Origin of the sequence: Micromonospora sp. NPDC049275, assembly GCF_043197115.1 — a bacterium.
Taxonomy (GTDB): Bacteria; Actinomycetota; Actinomycetes; order Mycobacteriales; family Micromonosporaceae; genus Micromonospora.
In genome coordinates this window covers 889,463-907,097 of record NZ_JBICSN010000001.1, presented here as the reverse complement: position 1 = coordinate 907,097, position 17,635 = coordinate 889,463, and the positions used below count along the sequence as shown (strand labels likewise).

The following is a 17,635-nucleotide window of genomic DNA, read 5'->3' as shown; positions in this document are numbered from 1 at the left end:
AGCCTCGGCGTTCACATCGTTCCTTTCAATCCAGTGGTCATGGCGTCCCCGCAAACCGCGCCACGCGGTCCTTCCAAGCTCACCTGGCGTCGGATCAACATTTGTACCGCCTCAGATCAAGTAACCGCGTATCCGAGGCTGTGTCGCCAGTCAGATTCTGGCCGGGTGGCTGGCCGGGTCGTCACGTTGAACCTGCGTTCAGCCCTTACACCAGACCAATGTGGCCGGGTCGTGATGACTGTGCCGCCATCTCTCGTGTTGGCCGGGTAGTCCTGCGGCAACCCGGTCACAAGATCGTCGTGCTCATCGGGTCGGGTCGTTGTCAGGGAGATGGAAACGTCCGACGCCGATCCGGATTGGTTGTCGATCATGGCAGCGGTCGTGGAACTTCCATCGACGTTAACCGCGCCGCAATTGCGGACCGATTGCCGGAGGAAGAGGGATGAACGGTAATGGTTTGTGGCCGCCGAACACACGACGACGAGGGGTCCGCATTCTGCGGAAGGTGTCTCTCGGCACCGATGGCGCCGTGGTGATGGCTCTGGTCGTGGGTCGGGAGGACGCCGCCGCATGCGCCGGCGCCCTCTCGACCGCACTCCGATGCGCTGCGGAGCTCTTGGAAGGACCGTCGCAGCGCTGACCACCGGAGGCGTCCTGACGGCGGGGTCGAGCCGTTGGCCGGCCCCGTCCGTCACGCCGGCACCAACGTAGCCACCCTGCCGCCCGCAGTTCCATGGCACTGCCGGTGATGACATCCGTCTGGCCTGATTCATCCCCCGAAGGGTGGTCGGGTGTTACCCGGAAGGGCCACCTGAACGGGTGGCCGTCGCACCGCCTGTCCGTGCCGACAGTGGCGCTGGCAGCTACGCGGACCGATGTCGCTACCGTTGCCCCAGCAGAGCAGACAGTGAGGTGACCCATGACGGACCTGCCGAACTCCGTGTCGATCCGCGAGGTCGGGCCGCGGGACGGGCTGCAGAACGAGGAGCCGATTCCCGTCGACGCCAAGGTGCGGCTGCTCGACGCGCTCTCCGGCACCGGTGTACGCCGGATCGAAGCGGTGTCCTTCGTGCACCCCAGGGCGATCCCGCAGATGGCCGACGCCGACGAGGTGTGGCAGCGGGCCAGGAAGGCCGACGGGGTGCGCTACTCGGCGCTGGTGCCGAACACCCGGGGCGCGCAGCGGGCGCTGGCCGCCGGGTTCACCGAGATCGAGGTGGTGGTGTCGGCCAGCGACACGCACAACCGGCGCAACGTCAACCGTTCCACCGACGAGTCGCTGGACGACATCGCGGAGCTGATCGACCTCCTGCACGGTGCCTCGGCGCGGGTCGAGGTGATCGTGGCGACCAGCTTCGGCTGCCCGTACGAGGGGGACATCGACCCGAAGCGGGTCGCCGGCATCGTCGACCGCGTGGTCCGCGACGGCGCGGACCGGGTCGCGTTCGGCGACACGACAGGCATGGCGACGCCGCGTCGGGTCCGTGAGCTGCTGACCGCGGTACGCGACCGCAACGCGCACGTGCCGGTGCTGCTGCACTTCCACAACACCCGGGGTACGGCGCTGGCCAACCTGCTGACCGCGCTGGAGCTCGGGGTGACCGAGTTCGACGCCAGCGTCGGCGGCCTGGGCGGCTGCCCGTACGCCCCGGGGGCCAGCGGCAACCTCGCCACCGAGGAGGCCGTGCACATGCTGCACGACATGGGCATCGACACCGGCATCGACCTGGATGCCCTGATCGAGGTGGCCGAGCTGGCCGAGGAGCTGCTCGGCAAGAAGCTGCCGTCCGGGGTGCTGCGGGCGGGTCCGCGTACCCGCCTCACGCCGCTGCCGAGCTGAGGACGCGGCGAAGGGGCCGGCGAACACGCCGGCCCCTTCCCGGTGTCAGGTCGGTCAGCTCACCGGGGTGAGCATGCTCGGCCAGCTGTCGCGGAAGATGTCCGCGCTGCGGGCGGAGCTGCGCTCGGTGGCGCTGAGCGTGCCGGCGAAGAGGTTGCTCACCCGGTTCGCCTCGGCGGTGCTCGGGTACGGGTTGGTGCAGCTGGTGCCGGCGCTGCCGCCGGACATCAGCAGTGAGCAGTTCCCGTTGTAGTTGTCCGGCAGGCCGAGGATGTGCCCGATCTCGTGGGTCACGATCCGCAGCGGGCTGTACTGCGCCGCCTGCTGGGTGTCGATGTAGACCCGGCCGTTGCCGAGGCTGGTCCGTACGGCGTAGGAGCCGCCGCCGGTGATCTGGTAGATCCGCAGGTTGGAGCCGCAGTTCGCGGAGAGCGTCAGGTTGACTGTGGCGTTGTTCCAGATCGAGGCGGACTGGTTGGCGGTGCCGGCGTAGGCGCCTGCCTGGCTGGTGTTGTAGCAGATGGTCATCGCGGCGGACGCGGGCGCGGGGTTGGCGACCGTGACGCCGAGCGTGGCACCTGCCGTCGCGACAAGCGCGACGGTGAGCCGACCGAGTCGTGAGGTCATCGCTGACTCCTATCCGGGAGGGGGTGCCAGGAGCCTATCCACAGAGATTAATAGATTTCAATGTTTACTTTGCGGAAGCGTCGGTCGGTCGCGGGTCGCCGGGAGGCGCGCGAATGCGATAGCCTAACGATCGTTCAGGTCAGTACGGGCGAGGGAGTCGGCGTGACGCTCGACGGTGAGGCGCTGGAGCAACTGCGCAAGCGGGCCCGGTCCGGCGGCGCGGACAAGTACCACGCGGCCAACGAGGCCAAGGGCAAGCTCTTCGCACGCGAACGCGTCGCGCTGCTTGTCGACGAGGGTTCGTTCGTCGAGGACGGCCTCTACGCCAACGCGCTCGCCGACGGGCTGCCCGCCGACGGCGTGGTCACCGGCACCGCCACGATCGACGGCCGGCAGATCTGCCTGATGGCCAACGACTCCACAGTCAAGGCCGGCAGTTGGGGCGCCCGGACCGTCGAGAAGATCATCCGGATCATCGAGCGGGCGTACGGCGCCGGCGTGCCGATGGTCTACCTGGTCGACTCCGCCGGTGCCCGGATCACCGACCAGGTCGACCTCTTCCCCGGCCGGCGGGGCGCCGGCAAGATCTTCTGGAACCAGGTCCGCGCCTCCGGCTCGATCCCGCAGGTCTGCGCGCTGTTCGGCCCGAGCGCCGCCGGTGGGGCGTACATTCCGGCGTTCTGCGACGTGGTGGCCCTGGTCGACGGCAACGCCAGCATGTACCTCGGCTCCGACCGCATGGTCGAGATGGTCACCGGCGAGAAGACGACCCTGGAGGCGATGGGCGGGGCCAAGGTGCACACCGCCGAGTCCGGTGTCGGGCACTTCCTCTGCAAGACCGAGGCCGACGCGCTCGACGTGGTGAAGACCTACCTGTCGTACCTGCCGGCGAACTGGACCCAGGCGCCGCCGGCCGCGCCGGCGGTCCCCGCGCCCGCGAAGGCCGATCTGGCCGCGCTCGTGCCGGCCAGCGAGCGGCAGGCGTTCGACATGCGGCGGTACGTCAAGGGTCTGCTCGACGAGGGTTCCTTCTTCGAGATCCAGGCGCTGTGGGCCAAGGAGCTGACCATCGGGTTCGGTCGTCTCGACGGCCAGGTCGTCGGCGTGCTCGGCAACAACTCGATGTTCAAGGGCGGTGTGCTCTTCGTCGACTCGGCCGACAAGGCGACCCGGTTCGTGCAGCTCTGCGACGCGTTCAACGTGCCGCTGCTCTTCCTCAGCGACGTACCCGGCTTCATGGTGGGCAGCGCGGTGGAGAAGCAGGGCATCATCCGGCACGGCGCAAAGATGATCACCGCGATCTCGGAGGCGACAGTCCCGAAGATCTGCGTGGTGGTCCGCAAGGCGTACGGCGCCGGCCTCTACGCGATGGCCGGCCCCGGCTTCGAGCCGGACGCCACCATCGCGCTGCCGACCGCGAAGATCGCCGTGATGGGCGCCGAGGCCGCCGTGAACGCCGTCTACGCCAACAAGATCGCCGCCATCGCCGACGCGGACGAGCGGGCCGCCTTCGTCGCCGCCAAGCGCGCCGAGTACGAGCAGGACATCGACGTCGTCCGGCTGGCCAGCGAACTGGTGGTGGACGCCATCGTCGAGCCGCACGACCTGCGCACCGAGTTGGTCCGTCGCTTCGCCGCCGCCCGTACCAAGGATCGGCACTTCTCCCGACGCCGGCACGGCGTCACCCCCGTCTGACCGTCGCCCCACCCCCCACAGCGATCCACCCGCGGCGTCACGAGCGCCCGGGCGGCCGTCCACACAGGAGGATGAGATGGACTTCCGGCTCACCGAGGACCAAACGGCGCTGCGGGAGAGCGTGCGGGACTTCGCCCGCGAGGTGGTCGCCCCGGTCATCGCCGAGCACTACGAGCAGCACACCTTCCCGTACGAGGTGATCCGGCAGATGGGCAAGATGGGCCTGTTCGGCCTGCCCTTCGGCGAGGAGCACGGCGGGATGGGCGGCGACTACTTCGCGCTGTGCCTGGCCCTGGAGGAGCTGGCCCGGGTCGACTCCAGCGTCGCGATCACGCTGGAGGCGGCGGTCTCACTCGGCGCGATGCCGATCTACCGCTTCGGCACCGAGGAGCAGAAGGCCACGTGGCTGCCGAAGCTGCTCAGCGGGGAGGCCCTGGCCGGCTTCGGGCTCACCGAGCCGGGCACCGGCTCGGACGCCGCCGGCACCCAGACTCGCGCCGTGCTGGACGGCGACGAATGGGTGATCAACGGGTCCAAGGCGTTCATCACCAACTCGGGGACCGACATCACCGCCATGGTCACGGTCACCGCCGTGACCGGCACGAACGCGGACGGGTCCAAGGAGCTTTCGACGATCATCGTGCCCACCGGCACGCCCGGGTTCACCGTGGCTCCCGGCTACTCCAAGGTCGGGTGGACCGCCTCGGACACCCACGAGCTGACCTTCGACGACTGTCGGGTGCCCGCCGCCAACCTCCTCGGCGCCCGAGGTCGGGGCTTCGCGCAGTTCCTGCGGATCCTCGACGAGGGCCGGATCGCGATCGCCGCACTGGCCGTCGGCCTCGCCCAGGGCTGCGTCGACGAGTCGATCAAGTACGCGCGGGAGCGGCACGCCTTCGGTCGGCCGATCGGCACCAACCAGGCGATCCAGTTCAAGATCGCCGACATGGAGCTGAAGGCGCACACCGCCCGGCTGGCCTACTACGACGCCGCCGCCCGGATGCTCGCCGGTGAGCCGTTCAAGCGGCAGGCCGCCATCGCGAAGCTGCACGCCAGCACGATCGCCGTGGACAACGCCCGGGAGGCGACCCAGATCCACGGCGGCTACGGCTTCATGAACGAGTACCCGGTCGCCCGCTTCTGGCGGGACTCCAAGATCCTGGAGATCGGCGAGGGCACCAGCGAGGTTCAGCGCATGATCATCGCGCGCGACCTCGGCCTCTGACCCACCCACACCCCCGTCTCGGCATCCACGGAGGTAAGCCCTCGCAATCTTGGACACTTTCCGTTAGCAGATAACGGAAACTGTCCAAGATCTCGTCGAGCGGTCGTGCTGAGGGCTGCGCGGGCCGGTCAGGCGACCAGCCGGCCAGCGGTTCGGCTGTCGGATATCGGCGAGCGGGCGTCGGCAGGACGACGTTCGACTGCCGATGGTCGGAGTCGATCCGTACTCTTCGTGCCCATGACTCCGGATCATGATCGGTCGCGGAGCCCGGCCGGTCGTACCGGGCTGCCGGAGCTGCTCCGCGCCCACCGGCGCGCGGCCGGCCTGACCCAGGCGGAGCTGGCGTCCCGTGCCAGGGTCGGCGTGCGGACGGTGCGGGACCTGGAGCGCGGCCGCTCGGTTCGACCGCAGCGTACGACAGTCGAGTTGCTCGCCACGGCGTTGGAGTTGGACGCCGCCAACCGGGCGGCGTTCCTGGCCGCGGCCCGCGGCGCCGCCGGCGGTGAGCCGCCCCGAACGGACGTCATCTCGGGCACGCCCGGTGTCACGTCGACGCCCGAAGCCGCCCGGGCCGCCGCTCCGGTCGCACTCCCACCACCGGTCGCCCTGATCGGCCGCGACCGCGACGTCAGCGAGCTGGCCGGAATGCTGACCGCGGAGCGCAGCCCCCGACTGGTGAGTCTGGTCGGGCTGGCCGGGGTCGGCAAGACCGCGCTCGCGCTCGCCGTTGCCCACGCGGTGGCCCGCGCACATCCGGGCGGTGTGGCAGGCGTGCTGGTGGGCGAGGGTTCGGACGGGCCGGACGTGCTCGCCGCCACGATGACCGTCCTCGGCGCGGCCCGGCTGCCGGAACTCGTCGCCCGGCTCGCCGGCCGGCCGGCGCTGCTGGTCATGGACGCGGTCGAGCGCGCCCCCGGCCCGGTGGCCGAGACACTGCACCGGCTGGGCACTGTTTTGCCGTCGCTGCGGGTGCTGGTCACCGGACGGCACCCGGTCGGGCTGCGCGGCGAACGCGTCTGGCCGGTCGCCCCGCTCGAGGTGCCGCCGCCGGACGCCGAGCACGCCGGGCCGGCCACGCTCGGCTCGTGGCCGGCGGTCGCGCTGTTCACCGCACGGCTCGCCCAGGTCCGTCGGGATCCGCCGACCCCCGACGAGTTGCCGGCGTTGGCCGCCCTGGTCCGTCGGCTGGGCGGCCTGCCGCTGGCCATCGAGCTGATGGCCGCCCGGGGCCGGCTGCTCGACCTCACCGAACTGCTCGACAGGTACGGCGACCGCGTGCTCGACCTGACCACCTCGGCCGACCCGGCGGCCCATACCCGCTGGGACGGCCCGGAGGCGGCCACCCGCCGCCCGCCTGCCACCGATGCCACCCGGGCAGCGGTGGCGGTGACCCTGCGAGACGCGGTGGCGACCAGCTACCGCCTGCTCGCGCCGGATGAGCGCGACGCGCTGCGGCGGCTCGCCATGTTCGGCAACCGGTGGTCGGTGGAGATGGCCGAGGAGATGCTCGCCGACGAGGCCGACCGCGACGGCACTGTCGCGATCGATCCGGTCCCGCTGCTGGACCGCCTCGTCGAGCTCGGCCTGTTGAGCGTGCGCGGCACCGGGCCGTTCCGGTTCCGCCTGCTCGACGCGGTCCGTGACTTCGCCATCGAGCAGGCCGTTGGTGGTGGCGAGCTGACCTGCGTACGGCGTCGGCATGCGGAGGTGGTCGCCCGCCTCGTGGCGCGGACCGCCTCCGACCTGGCCGGCCCCCGGATGCTCGACGCGGTGCACCGGCTCGACGAGGTGAGCAGCGACATCAGTACGGCCCTGGCCCACGCGGCTACCGACGACCCGCTGACCGCGCTCCGCCTGGCGGCCTGCCTACCCCGCTGGTGGCGTTTCCGGGGGCGCGACGTGGCCGGGCGGCAGTGGCTGCGGCGGTTGTTGGCCGACCCCCGAACCGCCGACGCGGATCCGATCCTGCGCGGCTGGGCCAGCCTCGGAGTGGCCCGGCTCGCCGCCGAGCACGGCGCGGAGGCCGACGAGTTGTCGACGGCGCGGGCCGCGCTGGAGACGTTCCGACAGGCGGGCGACGTGACCGGCGAGCTGGAGGCGCGGAGTGTGCTCGGTGCGCTGCTGACCACCGTCGGCGGGCACGACGAGGCTCGGGAGCAGGCCGAGGCCGTGCTCCGGCTCGCTGCCCGCAACGGACGGACCCGGGATCTGGCGGTGGCGCAGAACAGCCTCGCCTGGCACGAGATCCGGGTCGGTGATCTGGGCGCGGCACGCCGTCGGCTGGCAGCCGTTGACCGGCTCGCCGCCGAGGGTGGTGAGCAGCGGTTGCGGGTGCTGGCCTGGGCCAACCGGGCCGAGGTGTCCCGCCTGGAGGGCCGGTACGCCGACGCGGTCGACCAGGGCCGGCGCGCGGCGGCGGCGCTGTTCGAGCTGGGTGACCCGGGGCATCGACGGCGGGTGCTCGGGACGGTCGGTCTGGCGCTGGCGCAGGACGGGCGTGCCGCGGAGGCGACCGAGGTGCTCAGTGAACTCCGCGCGGGGTCCGCCGAGGCGACAGTTGTCGTACCCGGGCAGCAGTGGGTGGAGCGGGTCGGGCTCCCGCGACCACGCTCGGACGACACGGTGTTGTCCTGGGGCGGGCCGGAGGCGGGAATCTGCGCGCTGATCGAGGGGAACCTGGCACTGCACCGGGGTGACCGGGAGTTGGCGGCGGAGTGGTTCGCCGCTGCCGCCGAGGCCGGTCACGATCGGCGGGACGTGGTGGAGGCGCTGGTGGGCCTCGCCGCGAGCACGTCGGACCCGAGCGTCCTCGATCGCCTCGATCGGGCCTGCGAGGAGAGCGGCATTCTGTTGCTGCCGCAGGAGTCCGGATTGCTCTATGCGCTGATGGCCGCGCGGGGTGGGCCCGCCGAGCGGTAGTCGAGCACCAGTGGGTGGCAGGTCGGACGGGGAGTGGCGCGAGCGAAGAGCCCCCTTGGTGCTACCCCTCGCTGTTCGCCCGCGCCGTCACCCCCCGGTGATTCCCCGGTGGACGAAAGCCTGCCACCGCCGCTCGGGCAGAAGGTGCTCTTCAAGAGGTTTGTCCGGTCTGCAAAGTCAGTTCTGCCGGTCTTTCTGCCGGTGCTCCGGCCCCTACGGTCAGGCCGGGTCGCAGTCGTCGGCGTCAGCCGTCTCCTGATCGGTGCTGCCGGCGGTGGCACCGGGATGGACAGCGTCCCGCACCCGGCGCAGGCCGTCGAGCAGTGCCGCCAGGGCCGCAGGGTCGAGCTGGCCGGTGAACCACTGCTCGATGATCCGCAGGTGGCCGGGCAGCGTCTCGTCGAGCCGCTGCATGCCGGCCTTTGTGACCACCGCGTACGAGCTGCGGCGATCGTTCGGGCAGGCCCGGCGGGTCAGCAGCCCGTCGCGTTCCATCCGGTCCACCACGCGCGTCACCCCGCTTGTGGACAGGGAGGTCTGCGCGGCGAGGTCGGTCATCCGCAGCTGGTTGCCCGGCGAGCGGGCCAGCCGGGTGATCACTTCGAACTCGACCGAGGAGAGGCCGTGCTCCTCGAGTTGGGCGGCGAACCGGGCCGAAAGCCCGGCGTGGACCTCGTAGAGGAGGCCAACCGCGGTGATCCGGGGGTCGTCGAACACGTTTGTCACTCGTTAACCCTACCAGTCCTTGACACGGGGAATGTTGTTGCGGTTATATTTGCTCAAGCAGTCGTTGGGCTACTAAACAATCTTCTGGAGGACACCAGCATGACCAGCAGCATCGATGCGGTTACCCGCGACTGGGACGGTCTCACCATCCCGGCGGCCGGCACCTACATGCTGGACGTGGCGCACAAGCGGGTCGGCTTCGTCGCCCGGCACATGATGGTGAGCAAGGTCCGCGGTGAGTTCAAGGAGGCGACCGCCACCGTCACCGTCGCCGAGGACCCGCTGCAGTCCTCGGTCGTCGCGACCATCCAGGCTGCCAGCATCGACACCACCCAGGGCGACCGGGACGCGCACCTGCGCAGCCCCGAGTTCCTGGACGCCGAGAAGTACCCGACCCTGGAGTTCCGCAGCACCGGCGTCAAGTCCCGCAGCGGCAACGAGTTCGTGCTCACCGGTGAGCTGACCATCAAGGACGTCACCCGTCCGGTGGAGCTGGAGGTCGAGTTCGAGGGCGTGGGTCGCAGCCCGTTCGGCCAGGACATCTTCGGGTTCTCCGCGAGCACCGAGATCGACCGCGAGGAGTTCGGCCTGACCTGGAACGTCACCCTGGAGACCGGTGGCGTGCTGGTCGGCAAGAAGATCAAGATCGAGATCGAGGGCGAGGCCGTCCGCCAGGCCTGATCCCACGGATCACCGGTACGCCGGGCCCGCGCCGCACGTCGGCGCGGGCCCGTCGTCGTCGGTGCCGTACGCGTGGGATTTGTCACGACTTGTTCCCACCCGGACGGGATCCGGCGCGTCAGGTACCGGGTAGAGATGGCGCCACGAGCGCATCCACCCCGGCCGGGGCGGATCACAGTCGTCGGCCTCTGGCCCTGGCCAGGCGAGCGCTCTTACCGTTAATGGTTCACAATGCGCTTTCCGGGACGGCAGGATCCCGACCGCGCCGGCGCTCGGGAGGACACATGGGCAGGGACGTCTCGCAGGGCGCCTTCACCCGGGAGGACCGCGTCCGCTACCGGCAGAAGGTTCGGCGGTGCCTGGACGTCTTCGCCCTGATGCTCGACGACTTCGGGTTCGACGCCGACCGGCCGATGACCGGCCTGGAGATCGAGCTGAACCTGGTCGACTCGGAGGCCGAGCCGGCGATGCGCAACGAGGAGATCCTCGCCGAGATCGCCGATCCGCTGTTCCAGACCGAGCTGGGTCAGTTCAACCTGGAGTTGAACGCGGAGCCTCGACTGATCGAGGGCACCGGTTTCGCCGACTACGAACACGACCTGCGCAGCAGTCTGAGCCGGGCCGACGAGCGCGCGGCCAAGTCGGACGCGAAGATCGTCCTGGTCGGCATCCTGCCCACCCTCACCGAGGGGCACCTGGTCGAGGACAATCTCTCCACCAACGAGCGCTACCGGGTGCTCAACGACCAGATCGTCGGCGCCCGGGGTGAGGCCATCGAACTCGACATCCGTGGCGTCGAGCAGTTGCGCACGCACACCGATTCGATCGCCCCCGAGGCGGCCTGCACCAGCCTCCAGTTCCATCTCCAGGTCGCGCCGGACAGCTTCGCCGACTACTGGAACGCCTCCCAGGCCATCGCCGGGGTGCAGGTGGCGGTCGGGGCGAACTCGCCCTTCCTGTACGGCCGCCAACTCTGGGCCGAGACCCGGATCGCCCTGTTCAAGCAGGCGACCGACACCCGCCCGGAAGAGCTCAAGGCTCAGGGCGTACGCCCCCGGGTCTGGTTCGGTGAGCGGTGGATCACCTCGATCTTCGACCTGTTCGAGGAGAACGTCCGGTACTTCCCGCCGCTGCTGCCGATCTGCGAGGACGAGGACCCGGTGGAGGTGCTGCACGCCGGTGGGGTGCCCCAACTGGGCGAGCTGCGGCTGCACAACGGCACCGTCTACCGCTGGAACCGCCCGGTCTACGACATCATGAACGACCGCCCGCACCTGCGGGTGGAAAATCGCGTACTGCCCGCCGGGCCGACGGTGGTGGACATGCTGGCCAACGCCGCCTTCTACTTCGGGCTGGTCCGTGGCCTGGCCGAGGCGGACCGGCCGATCTGGAGTCAGCTCACGTTCAGCTCGGCCGAGGAGAACTTCCACTCGGCCGCCCGACGTGGATTGGACGCCGTGCTGCACTGGCCCCGGTTCGGTGACGTGCCGGTCACCAAGCTGGTCTTGGAGCACCTGCTGCCCGTCGCCGCGACAGGCCTGGACGGGTTCGGCGTCGACCCGGCACAGCGGGACCGGCTGCTCGGCATCATCGAGCAGCGCTGTCGTACCGGCCGCAACGGTGCCGTCTGGCAGACCGAGGCGGTCTGGGCGGCGGAGCGCCAGCGGGGCATGGACCGCAGCGCCGCGCTGCACCACATGGTGCAGCGGTACGCGGAACTCCAGCGCGCCAACGAGCCGGTCCACACCTGGCCCGTCGACTGATCCCCACCGCACCGCCGAGCCGGACGCGGTCAGTCGGCGGGGCGGGTGCTCCTGCGGGGTGGGCGGGCACGGCGGGGTGCCGGGTCCTCGGTCGCTCCGGTGGTGGCGGGTTCGGCCGGCGCCGTCCCTTCCGGGGACGGTCGGGGCGCCGGCACCCGGGGTACGGCGGTAGTGCCGTCCGACCGGGCCTCCGCCCTGGTCGTCGACGACGCGGTCCTGCCGCGCCGAGGGGCCGTACCGGTCGAGGTGTCCAGCGCAGGCGCAGGGCTGTCCGCCCCGGTGCTGTCCGCCCTGGCGGCGTCCGTCTCAGCGCTGTCCGCCCGGTCCGACGACGGTACGGTCGCGCCGGCCGAGGCGGGATCGATCCGCGCGCTCGGTCGGGTGGTCGGATCGGGCTCGGTCGGGGTCGGGGCGGTCGGGACGGGCTGCGTACCCGCGGCGGCTGACCGTCGGTGGGCAGCGCGTCTGCGGCCGGCTCGCTCGGTGAGGACGGCGGCCAGTATCGAGCCGCCGACACCGGCGATCACCGCGTACGGGGCGATGAGCTGGGTGGAGAACTGCGCGGGCCCCAGCGTGGCCCACCGCGGCACGGTGGTCAGGTAGGCGAGCGCGACGAGCAGCGGCCCGGCCGCGCCGGAAGCCACCGCGCCGGTCCGGTGCCCGTCCGAGCGCGCGGCACCCCGAGCGGCGAGCGCGCCGATCAGGAGCGCGGGTACGAGCGCCAGCAGCGCGCCGGGCCAGTAGAGCTGGCCCCCGATCCAGTACCGCGCGTGGTCCGGGTCGAGCTGCCACGTGCCGAGCTGGGCGCCGGTGAGTCCGCGCCCGACGCGTACCCCGTCGATGACCGAGACCACCGCGAGCAGCCAGAGCCAGGCGGCCGTCGCGGTGACGTTCAGCGCGGCGCTGCGGGACCGCAGCGCCCAGAGCGCGACGGCCACGCCGATCAGGATGCCCAGCGCCGCGTGCAACGCGGCGACCCGTTGCGGCGTGCCGGTGTCGGTGCCCACGGCGACCCGTGCCGGTACGGCGACCAGCAGCACGGTGACCAGTCCACCGAGCCCGGCGCCGAGCGCCAGTGACAGCCTGCGGAGCAGGCCGCCGCGCTCGGCGGGCAGCGTGTCGACCACGGGTGTCACCCGATCGACCGGCGAGGTCGGCTGGTCCTGCGTCGCGTCGGTGCCCGCGGCCCGGATCGACCGCTCGTCGTCGAGCACCGCCGACTGCGGCAGCCGCGCCTCGCTCGCCGGGGCGGACGCCGTCGGCGTGGCGTCAGCCGCCGAGGCCGGCGCCACCGGTTCGGCGTCGACGGCCGGCTGGGCGACCGCCGGGCGCATCGCACGCCTGTCGACCGCCGAGAGCACGGCACGCTGGTGCAGTCGCTGCGCGCAGACCGCGCCCAGCACCGTCGAGCTGGCGGCGAGCCAGGTGGCCCAGGCGAGGCCGTCCGCCCAGGCCGTGTCGTTGGCCCCGGCGTCGGTGGGCGTCCAGGTGATGACGCCGAGCCCGTAGCCGAAGCCGAGCTGTGCGGCGCCCGCGCCGGCAGCGACCCCGATCGCCGTCACGATCGATACTCCCCAGCCCCGTCTGGCCATGCCGGGCAGCGTAACGTCCCGTCGTCGGTGCGGCGAGTCGCAGTGACCCGCCGGTATGGACCGTCGGCACAACGTGATGGGCGGCGAACGGTACGGTCGCCGGTGATGAGGCGGTGGACGGTATGACGGACGCGAACACGGGTCGGCAGGATTCCGCCGGAGGCCGGGCCGGCGGCGGTGGGAGCCGGGCCAGCGTGCTGCTCGGCGGTGGGCTGGTCGCGGTGCTGCTGGCCGTGGTCGGTGCGACAGGCGGCTGGTTGCTGGCCGGCGAGGACGACGAATCTCCGGCGAACCCGCAGGCGGTGGCCACCACGGCCGGTACGCCGACCGGTCGGGCCACCTCGTCCCGGCCGGCTCCCGGCCGGACCACGCCGTCCGCCCCTCGGACGACGGACTCCACGACCAAGGGGACCGGCCTGACCGTGCCGCCGGTGATCGGCGTCGACTTCGTGCAGGCACGCGAGATGCTGCGTGAGCAGCGGCTGGGCTGGCGTCTGGTCTTCGGCGGCGGCACCGGCCGCACGGTGGACAGCGCTTCGCCGGCAGTGGGCACCGAGGTGGCCCGGGGCACCACGGTCCAACTGCAGGTGGCCGGTCCGGCCCCCGCCGCCGAGGTGCCGGACGTGGTCGGCGACCACTGCGCCAAGGCGGCCGACGAGCTGGTCGAGGAGGGGCTCTACCCGCGTTACCGCAGTGGGCGCAGCGGAAAGGTCAGCCGGCAGGAACCGGCCGAGGACGGCCCGGCCCGCTGGAACGACGAGGTCAGCATCTGGTGCGGGGACGCGGCCCCGCCGGGCCAGCCGACCACGAAGCCCACCCTCTGACCCGTCCCGTCGGCGCGTCGGGTTGACCCACTCGGCTTCCTGGAAATCGGGCTGTCCGGAGTACCGGGACACCACGACTTCACCAAGACCGAGTCGATCAATACCGGCTGATGTCGACGTGGGCGGTTATGTTGACGGTCGAGGGCCATGGCGCCTGCCCGGTTCGGGAAAGGACGTGCGATGAGCGACGACCGCCAGGAGCCGCCGGCCGGAGAGCCCGAGGACGACCGGACGCGCCCCCTGCCGCCCCCCGGCGGCAACCGGCCACAGCCGCCCGAACCGACCGCGTCGCCCGACGAGACGATGCCTATCGGCCGGGCCGCCTCGGGGTCGCCGCCCGAACCCACCGCGTCGCCGGACGAGACGATGCCTATCGACCGGGCCGCCTCGGGGTCGCCGCCCGAACCCACCGCGTCGCCGGACGAGACGATGCCTATCGACCGGGCCGCCTCGGGGTCGCCGGGTGACCGGACGGCGCGGATGCCGGCGGAGCGGTCGACGCCGCCGTGGTCCGGGCGGGCCGAGGTGCGGGCGCCCCGACCGGCCGAACCGGCCGCCGACTGGTACGTCGAGGAGCAGGGTGGCCGGCGGTGGTGGTTGCCGATCCTCTGGGGCGTCCTCGCGTTGCTGCTCGCCGGGCTGCTCGGGGCGGCTCTGTGGGTCGTGCTCACCGCGCGGGACGACGACTCCGACGACCCGGCGACGCCGTCTGTCCCGCCGCCCAGTGCCACCGCCGCGCCGAGCAGCAGCGCCCCGACCTCGGCGGCGCCCAGCAGCGCTTCGCCGAGCAGCCCGGCTGCGACCACCGAGGAGGCGCAGATACCGGTGCCGCCGCTGGCCGGGCTGACGCAGGCCACCGCCGAGGGGCTGCTGGACCGCCTCGGCCTGAGCTACCGAGCGGTGTACCGCCCGTCCGAGCTGCCGCCGGGGACGGTGGTGAGCACCGATCCGGAGGCCGGTGCGACGGTGCGGGCCGACGAGGAGGTGCTGCTGGTGATCTCCCAGGCCCGGCCCTCCACCGGGACCGGCCCGACCAGTCCGGACCCGACGGTGACGACCACGCCGTGACCGGTCACCACATCCGGCGGCGGGTGCCGACGAGTCCGAGGCCGGCGAGCGAGATGGTGAGGCCGAAGATCCCGGACCAGAACAGCGAGCGGTGGACGTCCGTGGCGGCGTGCCCGGCCGGCGCGGCCTCGGTGAGTTCCTGCCGTCCGTCGGACTGACCGCCACCGCCGGCGCCAGCGGCCGGGTCGGTCCCAGTGGTCGGGTCGGTGCCAGCGGTCGGGTCCGTCGCTCCGACGCGTCCGTCGGATACATCGGTGCCGAGCCAGCCGAATCCATCGGTCGGCGGGTGGGAGTCGACCACGGTGATCTCCGGGGCCGGCACCGGAACGGCCAGCCGGGTGGACGACAACGCCGGGTCGCGGACCAGGACCACGATGGTGGTCACGGCCCCGAGGAGGGCGAGCAGTCCGAGAGCGTAGGTGATACGGGAGCGGTGGTGCCGCCGCACGGCGGGCTGATTGACCATGACCATCCCAGGCTCAGGGTCCTGGACGTGCGGTGGAACGTGCCGGGGTGGGCGTACCGATTCTATGGCGACGGCACGCCTACCCGCGGCGGTTCGCGCTGGTCAGCCGACTCTGACCGGCGTACGGGTGACCGGTCGTCGGGTCCGTACGGTGTGCGGGCGGGGCTCCGGCGCGGCCTGCACCTGCTGCAGTCCTTCCCGCTGTACGAAGATCGATCGTCGGTTGACGGCGTCGCCGGCGGCGTTGAGCTCGTAGCCGTCGAGCCAGAGCCAACCGTCGTAGGTCGGCCAGTCGAGCACCCGGATCACGCGGAACATGATCGGCCTGAGGAACTGGACACTCGCCGCGCGAGTCACGTGCAGAACGTCACCGGAGCGGGGAAGCACATGGGCTCCTGGGGAGGGAGAGCCGGCGTCGTGCCGGCGGGTGACTGGTCTGGGATGTCTCGGCCCGGTGACGGGATCTCGCCTCGTGGACCGGTTGGTGCGTGGTGGTGGTCGGGCCGTACCCGCTGGTGGCGTGCCGCCACCCGACCATCACCTGACTGCTTCCGGGAACCGCGCCCACCGCCGCAGTCAGCTGGCTTGCAGCGGTGGGGTCATCACCCCGGCGCAGATCTTGATGGCACAGCCTGGGCCCGCGCCCGGTCCGGCCATCCGGGGTCGATGGGGTCACCACACCCGGAGAGCGGACGGAGACGCTGAGTGATCCGTGCCATACGGACAGAGTGCATCAGCGACGTGCTTCATGCAAGTTGCACGTCGACTTTTGCCGATACGTGAGTCCGCCACGCAAAGCGGCGCTTGAAGCCATCCGCGTGTGGACGGCACACTGAGGGCCGGTGTCGCCCGTCGCGGCCGGCCGATGACCGGCACCACCCCTCGTCGCGAACGTTCGCCGGTCGACGGTCGCGCCCCCGGCGAGCGCCAGTCAGTGGCGCGTCGACCGGAGGTAGCCCGAGAGTGGGGTCGAGCAACCAGCGGCGAGGACCAGAAACACCGAGGCCGCGCGATGAGTGAGCGGCGCAGCCCGACGATCCGACGGCGGCGGCTCGGTGCCGAGCTGCGCCGGCAGCGGGAGTCGGCCGGGATCACGATCGAGGTGGTCGCCGAGCAGTTGGAGTGCTCGGCGTCCAAGGTCTCCCGGATCGAGACCGGGCACACCACGGCCACTCCGCGCGACGTGCGGGACATGCTGCGGATCTACGGCGTCGTGGGTGCCGAGAGTGACGAACTTGTCCAGATCGCCCGGGAAGCGCGGCAGAAGGGCTGGTGGCACCCGTACAGCACGGTGCTGGTCGGCGCGTACGTCGGGCTGGAGGCGGCGGCGAGTTCGATCCGGGCGTACGAACAGCAGGTCGTGCCGGGCCTGTTGGAGACCGAGGAGTACGCCGGGGCGATGATCCGCGCCGCCCGTCCGGACTTCACCGCCGATCAGGTACACCAGAGGGTGCGTGTCCGTCTGGGCCGTCAGTCGTTGTTGACCCAGGACGATCCGGTCGATCTGTGGGTGGTGCTCGATGAGGCGGTGGTAAGTCGGCCGGTGGGCGGGGACGAGGTGATGCGCGGCCAACTCAGGAGGTTGGTCGAGGTGGCCGAGTTGCCGAACGTGACGCTCCAGATCCTCCCCTTCGAGGTGGGCGCGCACGCAGGCATGGACGGGACCTTCACGATCCTCAGCTTCCCCGAGCCCGGTGATCCGGATGTCGTGTACGCGGAGAACGCCACGGGTGGGCTCTTCCTCGAGAAGAGCGACGAACTGCAGAAGTACAGCTTCATCTTCGATCACATCCGCGCTGCGGCCATTCGTCCAGAGGAGTCCATCGCACACATCGCAAAACTGGCAGAGGAGCCGAAATGGCGACCAAGGGGTTCCCCGTGGACCTGACGCAGGCGACGTGGTTCAAGAGCTCGAAGAGCGGGCCGAACTGCGACAACTGCGTGGAGGTGGCGTACGTGACCGGGGCGGTCGGAGTGCGGGACTCGAAGGACAAGGCCGGCCCGGCCCTGGTCTTCGCTCCCGGTGACTGGCACGCCTTCGTCGCCGGAACCAGGGATGGTGTGTTGGGCTCGGTCTGACCGAGTGAGCAGTTGAGGTCCCCGTCCGGTCCCGACCGGGCGGGGACCTTCCGTCTTCGGCAGCGTCGACGACCCGCGGCGGGCGTCGGCCCCGGCGAGGTTCCGCCGGGATTCCCGTCGCCACAGCGGG

General features: G+C 71.4%; 15 protein-coding genes. 10 read left to right on the top strand and 5 right to left on the bottom strand.

Features of this window, described 5'->3' with window-relative positions; translation table 11 throughout:
• Positions 1-919 precede the first annotated feature (919 nt).
• Positions 920-1,840 carry a hydroxymethylglutaryl-CoA lyase gene (locus ACGFIE_RS04270; RefSeq protein ID WP_363680907.1) on the top strand — a complete coding sequence of 307 codons (921 nt, stop codon included), beginning with the start codon at positions 920-922 and terminating at the stop codon, positions 1,838-1,840.
• A gap of 54 nt (positions 1,841-1,894) precedes the next feature.
• On the opposite strand, the gene ACGFIE_RS04265 is transcribed toward ACGFIE_RS04270, so the two are convergent.
• On the bottom strand, positions 1,895-2,467 hold the full coding sequence (locus ACGFIE_RS04265) for a snapalysin family zinc-dependent metalloprotease (protein ID WP_363680909.1): 573 nt from the start codon (positions 2,465-2,467) through the stop codon (positions 1,895-1,897).
• A gap of 162 nt (positions 2,468-2,629) precedes the next feature.
• On the opposite strand from ACGFIE_RS04265, the gene ACGFIE_RS04260 reads away from it, so the two are divergent.
• The 3 genes from ACGFIE_RS04260 (at position 2,630) to ACGFIE_RS04250 (ending at position 8,306) form a co-directional block, all read left to right on the top strand.
• Positions 2,630-4,162: an acyl-CoA carboxylase subunit beta gene (locus ACGFIE_RS04260; RefSeq protein ID WP_393290815.1), complete on the top strand. Its 1,533-nt coding sequence runs from the start codon at positions 2,630-2,632 to the stop codon at positions 4,160-4,162.
• 76 nt (positions 4,163-4,238) lie between these two features.
• Positions 4,239-5,387 (top strand): acyl-CoA dehydrogenase family protein, encoded by a 1,149-nt coding sequence (locus ACGFIE_RS04255; protein WP_393290813.1) that lies wholly within the window; start codon positions 4,239-4,241, stop codon positions 5,385-5,387.
• A 237-nt stretch (positions 5,388-5,624) separates the two neighbouring features.
• The gene (locus ACGFIE_RS04250) at positions 5,625-8,306 is read left to right on the top strand and encodes an ATP-binding protein (protein WP_393290811.1); all 2,682 of its coding nucleotides are present in this window, start codon (positions 5,625-5,627) and stop codon (positions 8,304-8,306) included.
• 219 nt (positions 8,307-8,525) lie between these two features.
• On the opposite strand, the gene ACGFIE_RS04245 is transcribed toward ACGFIE_RS04250, so the two are convergent.
• Positions 8,526-9,032, bottom strand: a complete 507-nt coding sequence (locus tag ACGFIE_RS04245) for a MarR family winged helix-turn-helix transcriptional regulator (protein WP_393290809.1) — start codon at positions 9,030-9,032, stop codon at positions 8,526-8,528.
• Between the two features lie 99 nt (positions 9,033-9,131).
• On the opposite strand from ACGFIE_RS04245, the gene ACGFIE_RS04240 reads away from it, so the two are divergent.
• Together ACGFIE_RS04240 and ACGFIE_RS04235 are read left to right on the top strand one after the other, a co-directional pair.
• The gene (locus ACGFIE_RS04240) at positions 9,132-9,713 is read left to right on the top strand and encodes a YceI family protein (protein WP_393290806.1); all 582 of its coding nucleotides are present in this window, start codon (positions 9,132-9,134) and stop codon (positions 9,711-9,713) included.
• Between the two features lie 284 nt (positions 9,714-9,997).
• Positions 9,998-11,476 (top strand): glutamate--cysteine ligase, encoded by a 1,479-nt coding sequence (locus ACGFIE_RS04235; RefSeq protein ID WP_393290804.1) that lies wholly within the window; start codon positions 9,998-10,000, stop codon positions 11,474-11,476.
• 29 nt (positions 11,477-11,505) lie between these two features.
• On the opposite strand, the gene ACGFIE_RS04230 is transcribed toward ACGFIE_RS04235, so the two are convergent.
• A complete protein-coding gene (locus tag ACGFIE_RS04230) occupies positions 11,506-13,068 on the bottom strand; it encodes a hypothetical protein (protein WP_393290802.1) in 1,563 nt (520 codons plus the stop codon).
• A gap of 122 nt (positions 13,069-13,190) precedes the next feature.
• On the opposite strand from ACGFIE_RS04230, the gene ACGFIE_RS04225 reads away from it, so the two are divergent.
• The gene (locus ACGFIE_RS04225) at positions 13,191-13,892 is read left to right on the top strand and encodes a PASTA domain-containing protein (RefSeq protein ID WP_393290800.1); all 702 of its coding nucleotides are present in this window, start codon (positions 13,191-13,193) and stop codon (positions 13,890-13,892) included.
• 180 nt (positions 13,893-14,072) lie between these two features.
• Complete coding sequence (locus ACGFIE_RS04220; protein ID WP_393290797.1) at positions 14,073-14,960, top strand: PASTA domain-containing protein; 888 nt, start codon at positions 14,073-14,075, stop codon at positions 14,958-14,960.
• Between the two features lie 4 nt (positions 14,961-14,964).
• Here ACGFIE_RS04220 and ACGFIE_RS04215 read toward each other — a convergent pair whose 3' ends face one another.
• Positions 14,965-15,432 carry a hypothetical protein gene (locus ACGFIE_RS04215; protein WP_393290794.1) on the bottom strand — a complete coding sequence of 156 codons (468 nt, stop codon included), beginning with the start codon at positions 15,430-15,432 and terminating at the stop codon, positions 14,965-14,967.
• A 96-nt stretch (positions 15,433-15,528) separates the two neighbouring features.
• Entirely contained in the window at positions 15,529-15,813 is a 285-nt protein-coding gene (locus ACGFIE_RS04210) for a hypothetical protein (RefSeq protein WP_007454109.1), read from the bottom strand.
• Between the two features lie 625 nt (positions 15,814-16,438).
• Between ACGFIE_RS04210 and ACGFIE_RS04205 the strand changes: the two genes are divergently transcribed.
• Positions 16,439-17,314 (top strand): helix-turn-helix transcriptional regulator, encoded by an 876-nt coding sequence (locus ACGFIE_RS04205; RefSeq protein ID WP_363680927.1) that lies wholly within the window; start codon positions 16,439-16,441, stop codon positions 17,312-17,314.
• A complete protein-coding gene (locus tag ACGFIE_RS04200) occupies positions 17,284-17,505 on the top strand; it encodes a DUF397 domain-containing protein (protein WP_007454112.1) in 222 nt (73 codons plus the stop codon). The genes ACGFIE_RS04205 and ACGFIE_RS04200 overlap by 31 nt, the downstream gene beginning before the upstream one ends.
• Positions 17,506-17,635: the final 130 nt, after the last annotated feature.